Origin of the sequence: Sandarakinorhabdus sp. (assembly GCF_032115815.1) — a bacterium.
In the GTDB taxonomy this organism is placed as follows: Bacteria; Pseudomonadota; Alphaproteobacteria; order Sphingomonadales; family Sphingomonadaceae; genus Sandarakinorhabdus.
Window position 1 is genome coordinate 1 of record NZ_JAUMBI010000198.1, and the last position, 10,621, is coordinate 10,621.

Sequence of the window (10,621 nt, forward strand, 5' to 3'; positions counted from 1 at the left end):
CGCCGGCACGGGTGATGACGCGGGCCTGGCTGTTGTACTTGCCCGTGACCGGCACAATCACTTCCAGATCAAGCTCCGTCCCCGGCCTTGCGTAGCTGAGATATTGCGCCGCTGCCCATACCGTTGGGCGGCCAGTGTGCGCCTCTACGGCGGCCAGCGCACTGGCGAGGCCGACGCCACCGAACATGAACAATCGGTCGGGCGGGCCGACGCACAGATTCTTCGGCACAGTAAAGCGGTAGTGGCCGGGGCGGTCAGTCGGTTCGACGGGGATGAAGGGGTGCAAGGCTCAACTCTCGATGAAGGCGCGGATGCGGGCGGTGAATTCCGGATCGGCGAAACGGGAAATCGGGGCGGGGGCGGTACCGGTGTCGGCGAGCAGCGCACTGGCGCGGGCTTTCAGATCATCCACGTCGGCTGCAACATGCAGGCCGGGGCGGATGCCGACATGCTTGGCAGTAGCCAGTTGGTGATCGGTATTGTGTTCGCCCATCGCTTGCAGGCGCGGCAGCATCAGGATCGGCTTGCCGGCCTCGATGGCGCTGATGATCGATCCCATGCCGCAATGGGCGACGAACAGCGCGCAGCCAGCAACGCGGGCCTGATAATCGGGCAGCGCCAGCTTGCGCACCCACTTGGCGTGGCGTGGTTCATAATCGCCCTTGCCGATCTGGATTTCGACCGGGATGTGGGCGTTGGCGGCGGCCCATTCGTCCATGGCGCGGGTCAGCCGGTCGAAAGGCATCATCGAACCGACCGAAACGAACACGCCGCTCACAGCACGCTGCCCCAATGTTCGACCTTGTCGGTGGCGAGGTGGGGCCACTGGGTGACGACCTGGCTGCACACTCGGCCTGCCTGCGCCCCGCTGCCCGACAACACTTCGCTATTGGCGATGCTATCCACCCACAGACACTTCACCCCGAGCGGCCGGGCGAGCGCACAGGCGATCAGGCCGGGCAGCGCGCCGGTGGTGATGATCAGCTGCGGGCGGACCTTCAGCAGGATGGCGGCGATATCCAGCGTGGCCGCCGGAATGCGCCACCAATCGGCGCGGGAGACATCGCGGAAGGTGAAGAAGGGCACATCACCCACCAGTGCGCGCGACGTGGAGTCAACCGTGGCGATGCTCACCGCGTGGCCTTCCCACGCTGGCGAGAGGCGCATCAGCTGGATGAAATGCCCGCCGCCCGACGCAATGGCCAGCACCCGTTTGCGCATGGGTCAGGCCGCCACCGGGGTCATGGCATCCATCGCCAGCGTGTAGCTGTGCTTGCGATCCTCATGGTCGTGCAGGATGTTGACCAGCATCAGCTCGTCCGGCGCATATTCCTTGATCACTTGCTCAAGTCCGGCGCGCACGGTGGTGGGGCTGCCGGCGACCACGCGGCGGCTGGCGAAGGCCTTGGCAACGTCGGGCCGGTCCGCCAGCCAGGCCACCGCCACGTCGGGCGACGGCACGGAGATGGATTTGCCCATCAACAGATGCGCGAACATCATGCGCGCCGGCGCGGCAAGGCGCAGGGCGGCTTCGTCAGTTTCGGCACATACCGTCCACACCGCCACCATCAGGCGCGGCTTGTCTCCGGGGTTGCGGGGGATGAAGCGGTCGCGATACTGCGCCGCCAGTTCGCCCAGCCGCGGCGCGATGAAATCGGCGAGGCAATAGGGCAGGCCCAGATCAGCAGCAAAGGCGACACTGTCGGGCGAGGAGCCGAGCACCCAGGGTTCCGGCACGTTCGGCCGGCCGGGCAGAGTGGCGGCATAGGCGTGGAATGGGTGATCGTCGGGCAGCGAGTCTTCGAAATAGCCGATCAGCTCGGCCAGCTGCTGCGGGAACTGGTTGGGCGCATATTGGCGGCGGTCCTGCTGCAGCGCCACCGCCGTGCGCTGGTCACTGCCCGGCGCGCGGCCCAGGCCCAGATCGATGCGGCCGGGATGCAGGCCGGAAAGCAGGCTGAACTGTTCCGCGACCTTCAGCGCCGAATAGTGCGGCAGCATCACCCCGCCGGAACCGACACGGATGCGCGATGTGGCATTGGCGACGGCGCCGATCAATATTTCAGGCGCACTGCCGGCCAGCGCCTGACTGGCATGATGTTCAGCCAGCCAGAAACGCTGGTAACCCAACGCCTCGCAATGGCCGGCCAGATCGATCGAATTGGCCAGTGACTGCGCGGGGGTCACGCCTTCCGGAATCGGCGTCTGGTCAAGAACGGAGAGCGGGATCATTTCGTGCGCTCCGGCAGCCGGGCCAGGATGGCGCGGCGTTCATCGTCGTTGGCGTGCGGCCAGCGGCTGATCTCGTCCATGGTGCGGCGGCAGCCTTCGCACCAGCCGGTCCGCCGGTTGATCTGGCAGACGTTGGTGCAGGGGGAAGCGACGCTGCGCAGCTCGCTCATGACCGCAGCTTTCGTGCGGCTTTCAGCAGGTGATACAGCAGCAGCCCCGTCGGTCCGGCGAGGAAGGTGAGTGCCAGGCAGGGCAGCAGCAGCCAATGGGGCAGCGCATCATCTTCGGCTTCCCAGCTTCCCACCCACAGATCGAAGACCAGATAATGCACCCAGCCGGCCAGCAAGGCCTGCGGGGAAGACAGCAGCAGGCGCACTCCTTCGAGCGTGTCGAAACCGGCACCTGGCGGCGGGCCATCGCCGGCAAGGCCCGTCGCCAGCAGTGTGACATACAGGCCAGACAGCAGCACCGCGATCACGCGGGCCAGCAACACCAGCTTGGCGCGGGCCAGCGGCGCACAGGCAAGCGCGATCCAGCCGGGCAACACGGCGGCGCTAGCAAGACTGAACAGGCTGTCGGGTGTCATCGCGGCGCACAATGGTGGCGGGCGCGGTGATGGTCAAGCGAGCGGCGCTGTGGCAGCATCTGGCAAAACTGGGGAGGACTGACAATGAAGCGCCTGATGGGATTGGCCGGGATGGCCGTGCTGCTGGTGGCCGCAGCGCCAGCGGACGTGTTGAACGCGCCGGGCCGGCCCGACGCCATGGTGGCGCTGGATGCAGGCCGCAAACCGGCCGAGGTGCTGGCGCACAGTCTGATCAAGCCGGGCGCGCGGGTGATGGATGTGATGGCCGGCCAGGGCTATTACACCGAGCTTCTGGCTCGCCATGTCGGCCCCAAAGGCCGGGTGATCGCCATCGAGCCGGTGAACTACATGGAGGATCCCAAGACAGCGGAGGCCTGGGCCGCATTGCAGAAGCGCAACAGGAACGTGGAGCTGGTTGTGGGCGCGCCGGGTGAGGCCGCCATGCCCGAAAAGCTCGACGCCGCCTTCTATCACCTCACCTATCATGATCTTTATTGGCAGAGCGAAAAGTTCAAATATCCGCGCACCGATGTCGATGCCTACAACGCCCGGCTGTTTGCCGCGTTGAAACCCGGCGGCGTGGTGCTGATCATCGATCACTACGGCGTGCCCGGCATGGACAGCCGCGCCCAGGCCGACAAGACCCACCGCATCGATGCAGACGTGGTGAAGGCCGACATGACCCGCGCCGGCTTCCGCTTCGCCGGTAGCGTGCCGATTCTCGAAATCGCGGGCGATGATCCGACCAAGCTGGTGTTTGATCCCAGCCTGCGCGGCAAGACCAACCGCTTCTACTATCGCTTCGTGAAACCCTGACCGGATGGCCTTGAGGCCATGGCTCTGAGCAGTGACAGCGATATCGAACGCCTGGCGCTGGCGATGATCGCCTGCACGCTGCCCAAGGCGGAATGGACGCATGAGGGCCATTTTGCCGCCGCGTTGTGGCTGCTGCGGCACAGGGCGCATTTGGCGACGCCCGATGCCATGCGCGGGCTGATCATGCGCTACAACGATGCCACCAATACGCCGAACACGGACGCCAGCGGCTATCATCACAGTATCACCATCGCCTCCCTGCGAGCGGCGGCGCATCAGCTGGGCTGCCATGCGCCCGACGCGCCGCTGCATGCAGTGCTGGCGGCGCTGACGGCGTCACCGCAGGGCCGGTCTGACTGGCTGCTGGCACATTGGAACCGCGACACGCTGTTCAGCCCGGCGGCGCGGCGAGACTGGGTGCCGCCTGATCGTGCACCATTGCCGTTCTAGCGCGGCCAAAAACGAAAGTGGGTGCAGGGCCTCAGGCCCTGCCCGCCGGAGGCCTCTTTTCCCTTCAGGAGGCCGGCAGCGCCGCTGTGACCTCGATCTCGATCTTCATGGCCGGATCGAGCAGATCGGCGAAGATTACCGTGCTGGCCGGCGGGTGAACGCCGAAGGCGGCGCGCAGTTGCGGCCAGCAGGGCTCGAAATCAGCGCGGTCGGCCAGATAATAGGTCACGCGCACGACGTGGGCGAAATCCGTGCCCGCCGTTGCCAGCGCGCGGCCGATCATGGTGATGGCGTTGGCGCACTGGCTTTCGACGTCGACCGGCAAATCCCCCGTGTCCGGATTGCGGCCGACGGTGCCGGAAACAAACACGAAGGGCGGCGCGACGACGGCGCGGCAGTAGCCGACCAGCGCCTCCCACGGCGCACCGCTGGAAATCCGTGTAATGGTCATTTCAGTTGCGGGAACGACCGCCGCCGCCGCGCACATTGGCCAGGCTGGAGCCGGAGACACCGGCATCGCCCAGCGCGGTGATGGCGCTGGCCACGTCCACCGCCTGCACGGCGCGGGTGGGCTGTTCGACAGCGCCGTCCATGGCGGCGACATCGCCGGCCAGGCTGTCCATCACGGCATCGGGCAGATCGTCCGGTTCGGCAAAGCGGCTGGCGACGGTGAAGGGGAGCCCGCGCTGGCGCGATTCCAGCACATCGAATCCGATGTTGAGCAGTTCCTGCATGTTGTTGTCACGCCCCAACCGGCTGGGGCCGCCCAGCACCACGGCGATCAGGCGGCGTTCCCCGCGCACGGCCGAAGCCGCAAGGGTGAAGCCGGCGGCGTTGGTGAAGCCGGTCTTGATGCCATCGACGCCGGGCATGGTGCGCAGCAGATGGTTGTGATTGGCCACGGCCATGCCGCGATATTGGTAATGCGCCTTGGAAAACAGCGGATACTGATCGGGAAAATCGCGCAGCATGGCGCGCGACAGCACGGCGATATCGCGCGCCGTGGTGGTGTGATCGGCGTGGGGCAGGCCCGATGCGTTGTAGAAACGCGTGTTCATCATGCCCAGCTTGCGGGCCGTCGCCGTCATGCGTTCGGCAAAGGCGCTTTCGCTGCCACTGATATGTTCGGCCAGCGCGACCGAAATATCATTGGCGCTCTTGGTGGCGATCACGCCGAAGGCATCACGCACGCTGATCGTGGCGCCAACGCGCAGGCCCAGTTTCGATGGCGCCTGGCCCCAGGCGCGGCGGGAAATGCGGATATCGTCATCCAGCTTCAGCCGGCCGGCGGCCAATTCCTCGAACGCGACATAGAGCGTCATCACCTTGGTGATGGAGGCCGGATAGCGGGTTTCGTCGGCTCTACGCGCGTAGAGTACTTCGCCGGTACTGTGATCGATCAGGATGGCGGCATAACGCGGCGCCGAATAAAGGCTGGCTGCAAAGGCAGATGGCGCCAGCAGTGCCAGCAGCATCAGAGCTGTTCGTGCCAGAGCCTTGATCAGCAAAGCGATATTCCCTCTTTTGCTTCGTCACGAAGATTAACCTGATTGGCCCGCGCAAGGAAAGGGAAGAATGACGGTGGCGCAGCGACGCAGCGCCGGCCTGTCTCCCGATTGCAACAGATGGGCGCTGCCCTTGCCCTTTGGCGCTGCCCGTGCGATGCGCCGCGCGCCCAAACGTTGCCGGCGACACAGTTGATGAACGCACCATTTTCCCTGTCGAAGAACCCGGTGAAGAACCGCCGCACCTTTGCGATCATTTCGCACCCGGATGCCGGCAAGACCACGCTGACCGAGAAATTGCTGCTGTTCGGCGGCGCCATCCATGCCGCCGGCGAAGTGCGCGCCCGCGGCCAGAACCGCCGGGCGCGGTCGGACTGGATGAAGATCGAGCAGGCGCGCGGCATTTCCGTCACGTCGAGCGTGATGACGTTCGAGCGGGGTGGCGTCACCTTCAACCTGCTCGACACGCCGGGCCACGAGGATTTTTCCGAAGACACGTATCGCACGCTCACCGCCGTCGACAGCGCGGTGATGGTGATCGATGCCGCCAAGGGCATCGAGGCGCAGACGCGCAAGTTGTTCGAGGTCTGCCGCCTGCGCGACGTGCCGATTATCACCTTCATCAACAAGGTGGACCGCGAAGGCCGCGACCCGTTCGATCTGCTTGATGAAGTGGCGGACATGCTGGCGCTCGACGTGGCGCCACTGAACTGGCCGGCCGGCATGGGCGGCGAGTTCGAGGGCATTTACGATCTGAAGCGTCGCCGCTTCCACAAACCAGACGGCACCGCCACCGGGCTTGCCGGCGACGTGGTGCAGGTGGACGGCCTGGATGACCCGCGCATCGACGAACTGGCTGGGCCGATGGCCGGCCGCCTGCGCGAACAGGCCGAGCTGGCCGAGGGCGGCTATTCTGATCTCGATATCGAGAAATATCGCGCCGGTGCGCTCACCCCGGTGATCTTCGGTTCGGCGCTGAAGGATTTCGGCGTGGTCGATCTGATCGACGCGATTGCCGCCATGGCACCAAGCCCGCGCCCGCAACCGGCGCTGCCGGCGGCGGTGGACCCGGATGGCACCCAGGTTTCCGGCTTCGTGTTCAAGGTGCAGGCCAACATGAACCCGCAGCACCGCGACCGCATTGCCTTCCTGCGGCTGGCCAGCGGGCGGTTCCGGCGCGGCATGAAATTGCGGCAGATGGCCACCGGCAAGCTGATCGCCATCAACTCGCCAATCTTCTTCTTCGCGCAGGACCGCGAGATCGCCGATGAGGCTTACCCCGGCGACATCATCGGCATTCCCAACCACGGTGTGCTGCGGGTAGGCGACAGCCTGGTGGAGAAGGATGATGTCACCTTCACCGGCATCCCCAATTTCGCGCCGGAAATCCTGCGCCGCGTGCGGCTGGATGATCCGACCAAATCGAAACAGCTGAAAACCGCGCTCACCGACATGGCGGAAGAGGGCGTGACGCAATTGTTCAAGCCGGCGATCGGCAGCCAGTGGATCGTTGGCGTGGTTGGCCAGCTGCAGCTGGAAGTGCTGATCAGCCGGCTGGAGGCCGAATATCGCGTGGCGGCCAGCTTCGAGCCCAGCCCCTATGAAACCGCACGCTGGATTTCCGGCACGCCTGCGGCCATGAAGGCATTCGTGGATGAACATCGCAGCGCCATGGCCGAAGACCGCGACGGCGCCCCGGTGTTCCTGGCGCGGGACAATTGGGAATTGAACTTCGTGACCGGCCGTTTCCCCGACATCAAGTTCTCCGCCACGCGGGAACGCGCCTGATGGCTGGCCTGCCTGCCCGCTTGCCCGCGGCGTGGGCGCAGATCCGCCCGTATCGCTGGTGGATCGCGGGCGGCATCGTTGGCCTGTTCGCGCTGCTGTTCACCTGGCTGGTCGCAACGGCACCGTTGGGCCGCGCGCTGGAGCCGGCCAAGCAGCCCAGCCTGATCATCACCGACATGAACGGCAAGCCGATCGCCCGGCGCGGCGATTACAAGGAAGAGCCGGTGAAGATCGCGTTGCTGCCCGCCCATGTGCCGGCGGCCTTCATCGCCATCGAGGATCGCCGTTTCAAGGACCATATGGGCATTGATCCCATCGGCATTTTCCGGGCGCTGGTCACCAACGCGCAGGCTGGCGGCGTGCGCCAGGGCGGATCGACGCTCACCCAGCAATTGGCGAAAACCAGTTTCCTGTCGTCGGAACGGTCGATCAAACGCAAGCTGCAGGAGATCATCATCGCGCTCTATCTGGAGGCGCGGCTGAGCAAGGACGAGATCCTGCAGAATTACCTCAGCTCGGTCTATTTCGGTGATGGCGCCTATGGCATCCGGGCGGCTGCGCGCACCTATTTCGACAAGGCGCCGGAGCAATTGTCGCTGGGCGAGGCCGCATTGCTGGCGGGCCTCGTGCAGGCGCCGTCGCGGCTGGCGCCGTCCCGCCATCTGAAACAGGCGCGCGAACGCGGCGCGCAAGTGCTGGCGGCGATGGTGGAAACCGGCGTCATCACGGCGGCGCAAGCCAGGGCCGCGCGGCCGGCCGAGTATCGCCCGGGCCGCAAGAGCTTGCCCACCGGCAGTTATTTCGCCGATTGGGTGCTGCCGCAGGCGCGCGAAGCGACCGAGGCCGATTATGGTGAGATCGTCGTCAAGACGACGCTCGATCCCAAGCTGCAGAAGATCGCCGAGGATATCGTCAAGGACGGCCTCGCCCGTGCCGGTGGTCTGAACGTGAGCCAGGCGGCGCTGGTGGCGATGCGGCTGGATGGCCGGGTGGTCGCCATGGTGGGCGGCACGGATTACAAGGCCAGCAGCTTCAACCGCGCCACCCAGGCCCAGCGCCAGCCGGGTTCCTCGTTCAAGCTGTTCGTCTATCTCGCCGCGCTCGAAGCCGGCAAGAAGCCGGGCGATACAATCGTCGATGAACCGATCGAAATCTGCGAACCGGGCCAGCAGCCGGGCGAATGTTATGCGCCCAAGAATGACGATCTGCGCTTCCGCGGCACCATCAGCCTCGCCACCGCTTTTGCTGCCAGTTCCAACATCGCGGCGGTGAAGCTGGCGCAGGAGGTGGGGATTTCCGCTGTGGCTGCCCAAGTGAAGAAACTGGGCATCGATGGCGGCGTGAGCATCTATCCGGCGATGGCGCTGGGCACGACGCCGATCCCGCTGATCGACATGACGCGCGCCTTTGCCGCCGTGGCCAGCGGGAAATATCCGGTCAAGGCGACGGGGCTGTGGCGCGCTGATCCGTGGCCGGAAAAGGTGACGCCGCCCGAAGCGACCAAGGCCAGCTGGCCAGTGCGTGCCGACATGATGCAGCTGCTTTCATCGGTGGTGCGCAATGGCACCGGCAATGCGGCGCGGCTGCCGATGCCGGCCTGGGGCAAGACCGGCACCACGCAAAATCACCGCGATGCGCTGTTCATCGGCTTTGCCGGCGATCTGGTCGTGGGTATCTGGGTGGGCAATGACGACAATTCACCGATGGCCGCCAGCATTGTGGGTGGCGGCCTGCCGGCGCGGCTGTGGAAAGGCTTCATGCAACGCGCGCTGCAAGCCGAAGGTCGGCTCGAGGTGGAGGAGGAAGCCGCCCCGGTGGAAGTCGACATGGAAGCGCTGGCCGCCGACATGGAAGGCATGACCGTCGATCTGAACGGTGAGCCGAACAACCCGCCGGCGATCATCGACATCCCGGATGAGAGCGTGACCGAGCCGCCACCGCCGCCGGAGCCACCGCAGTAATAACGTAGACCGGCTGACGAAGGAGGGTGGAATTTCTCTCCCTCACTCGTTGACTCGGGGCGACGACAAGGAGGGTGTCTCAATCCCCCCGGCTCAATCCTTGTAGAGTTTGTCGAGCCGCTCGCCATAGACCTGCTTCAGGACATGGCGGCGGATCTTGAGTGACGGGGTCAGCTGCTGGTTGTCGGTACTAAACGCCTCATCGGCGATGATCACCCGGCGCACCTTCTCGATCACGCTCAACTTCTGGTTCACCCGGTCCACCGCTGCCTGCAGGGTGCGGACATATTCCGGCTCGTCCTTCAGCTTGGCGAGATCGGCCGGCAGCCCCTTGTCGCGGGCAAAGGCCAGCGCCCATTCGGCTTCCGGCACCACCACGCCCACCAGATAGGGGCGCTTGTCACCATAGACCATGGCCTGGGCGATCTCGTCCTGCAGGGTGAGCATGCCTTCGACGCGTTGGGGAGCAACGTTATCCCCCTTGTCGTTGACGATGATGTCCTTCTTGCGATCGGTGATGACGAGGTGACCATCCTTGTCGAGATGGCCGATGTCGCCGGTGTAGAGCCAGCCGTCCTTCAGGGCCTTGTGGCTCTCGGCATCATTCATCCAATAGCCGTCCATCACCAGTTCGCCGCGCACGAGGATCTCGCCGTCGGCGGCAATCTTGACCTCGACCTGTTCGAGCGGCGGGCCGACCGTGTGCATCTTCAGCTTCGCCCTGGGCCGGTTGCAGCTGATCACCGGGCCGGATTCGGTCTGGCCATAGCCCTGCAGGATCGGGATGCCGATGGCAGTGAAGAAAATGCCGACTTCCGGATTCAAGGGCGCACCGCCGGCCACCATCGCCCGCAGCCGGCCACCAAACTTGGCGCGGATGGACTTGCGGATGGTGCGTTCAAGCGCCTGATCGATCAGCTTCTCGGCCAGGTTCAGGCTTTCGCCGCGCGCTTCCTTGCGGGCGATGGCAAGCGCCTGATTGAGCAGGGTGATCGCCAGCCCGCCCTGCTTTTCGATCTGCTTGGCGATCCGCATGCGCAGCACTTCAAACAGGCGCGGCACGACCACCATGAAGGTGGGGCGCACCTCCTCGATGTTGCTGGCCAGCTTCTCCAGCCCTTCGGCATAGGCGATCTGCCCGCCCATACCGATCGGCATATACTGCCCGGCGGTGTGCTCATAGCTGTGTGACAGCGGCAGGAATGACAGGAACAGTTCGCCGGGCACATCGCCGGGGAAGAAATCCTGTTCGATCACCGTGATGGCGCCGGCGATGTTGCGCA

Annotated in this window: 12 protein-coding genes and 1 pseudogene; 4 read left to right on the forward strand and 9 right to left on the reverse strand. The window is 65.3% G+C overall.

Going from position 1 to position 10,621, the window contains the following annotated elements:
* From RT662_RS11520 to RT662_RS11545, 6 genes and pseudogenes are all read right to left on the reverse strand, one after another.
* Positions 1–229 (reverse strand): annotated as a pseudogene (locus RT662_RS11520) (acyl-CoA thioesterase); the annotation flags it as partial.
* A gap of 60 nt (positions 230–289) precedes the next feature.
* Positions 290–793, reverse strand: a complete 504-nt coding sequence (locus RT662_RS11525; RefSeq protein ID WP_313670850.1) for a glycosyltransferase — start codon at positions 791–793, stop codon at positions 290–292.
* Complete coding sequence (locus RT662_RS11530; protein ID WP_313670851.1) at positions 775–1,221, reverse strand: UDP-N-acetylglucosamine--LPS N-acetylglucosamine transferase; 447 nt, start codon at positions 1,219–1,221, stop codon at positions 775–777. The genes RT662_RS11525 and RT662_RS11530 overlap by 19 nt, the downstream gene beginning before the upstream one ends.
* A 3-nt stretch (positions 1,222–1,224) precedes the next feature.
* Positions 1,225–2,232 carry an LLM class flavin-dependent oxidoreductase gene (locus RT662_RS11535; RefSeq protein WP_313670852.1) on the reverse strand — a complete coding sequence of 336 codons (1,008 nt, stop codon included), beginning with the start codon at positions 2,230–2,232 and terminating at the stop codon, positions 1,225–1,227.
* Positions 2,229–2,402, reverse strand: a complete 174-nt coding sequence (locus tag RT662_RS11540) for a DUF1289 domain-containing protein (RefSeq protein WP_022679508.1) — start codon at positions 2,400–2,402, stop codon at positions 2,229–2,231. Before RT662_RS11540 ends, RT662_RS11535 begins: the two co-directional genes overlap by 4 nt.
* Positions 2,399–2,818 carry an ABA4-like family protein gene (locus RT662_RS11545; protein WP_313670853.1) on the reverse strand — a complete coding sequence of 140 codons (420 nt, stop codon included), beginning with the start codon at positions 2,816–2,818 and terminating at the stop codon, positions 2,399–2,401. Before RT662_RS11545 ends, RT662_RS11540 begins: the two co-directional genes overlap by 4 nt.
* An 84-nt stretch (positions 2,819–2,902) precedes the next feature.
* On the opposite strand from RT662_RS11545, the gene RT662_RS11550 reads away from it, so the two are divergent.
* Both RT662_RS11550 and RT662_RS11555 read left to right on the forward strand, forming a co-directional pair.
* Complete coding sequence (locus RT662_RS11550; protein WP_313670854.1) at positions 2,903–3,634, forward strand: methyltransferase domain-containing protein; 732 nt, start codon at positions 2,903–2,905, stop codon at positions 3,632–3,634.
* Between the two features lie 18 nt (positions 3,635–3,652).
* Positions 3,653–4,084, forward strand: a complete 432-nt coding sequence (locus RT662_RS11555) for a hypothetical protein (RefSeq protein WP_313670855.1) — start codon at positions 3,653–3,655, stop codon at positions 4,082–4,084.
* 64 nt (positions 4,085–4,148) lie between these two features.
* Here RT662_RS11555 and RT662_RS11560 read toward each other — a convergent pair whose 3' ends face one another.
* Entirely contained in the window at positions 4,149–4,535 is a 387-nt protein-coding gene (locus tag RT662_RS11560; RefSeq protein ID WP_313670856.1) for a RidA family protein, read from the reverse strand.
* Between the two features lies 1 nt (position 4,536).
* On the reverse strand, positions 4,537–5,592 hold the full coding sequence (locus RT662_RS11565; RefSeq protein ID WP_313670857.1) for a D-alanyl-D-alanine carboxypeptidase family protein: 1,056 nt from the start codon (positions 5,590–5,592) through the stop codon (positions 4,537–4,539).
* A 192-nt stretch (positions 5,593–5,784) separates the two neighbouring features.
* Between RT662_RS11565 and RT662_RS11570 the strand changes: the two genes are divergently transcribed.
* Positions 5,785–7,377: a peptide chain release factor 3 gene (locus RT662_RS11570; RefSeq protein ID WP_313670858.1), complete on the forward strand. Its 1,593-nt coding sequence runs from the start codon at positions 5,785–5,787 to the stop codon at positions 7,375–7,377.
* Positions 7,377–9,338 carry a PBP1A family penicillin-binding protein gene (locus RT662_RS11575; RefSeq protein WP_313670859.1) on the forward strand — a complete coding sequence of 654 codons (1,962 nt, stop codon included), beginning with the start codon at positions 7,377–7,379 and terminating at the stop codon, positions 9,336–9,338. Before RT662_RS11570 ends, RT662_RS11575 begins: the two co-directional genes overlap by 1 nt.
* Positions 9,339–9,431: 93 nt before the next feature.
* Here RT662_RS11575 and RT662_RS11580 read toward each other — a convergent pair.
* Positions 9,432–10,621: AMP-binding protein (locus tag RT662_RS11580; RefSeq protein WP_313670860.1), on the reverse strand; the 1,190-nt coding region annotated here is incomplete at its 5' end.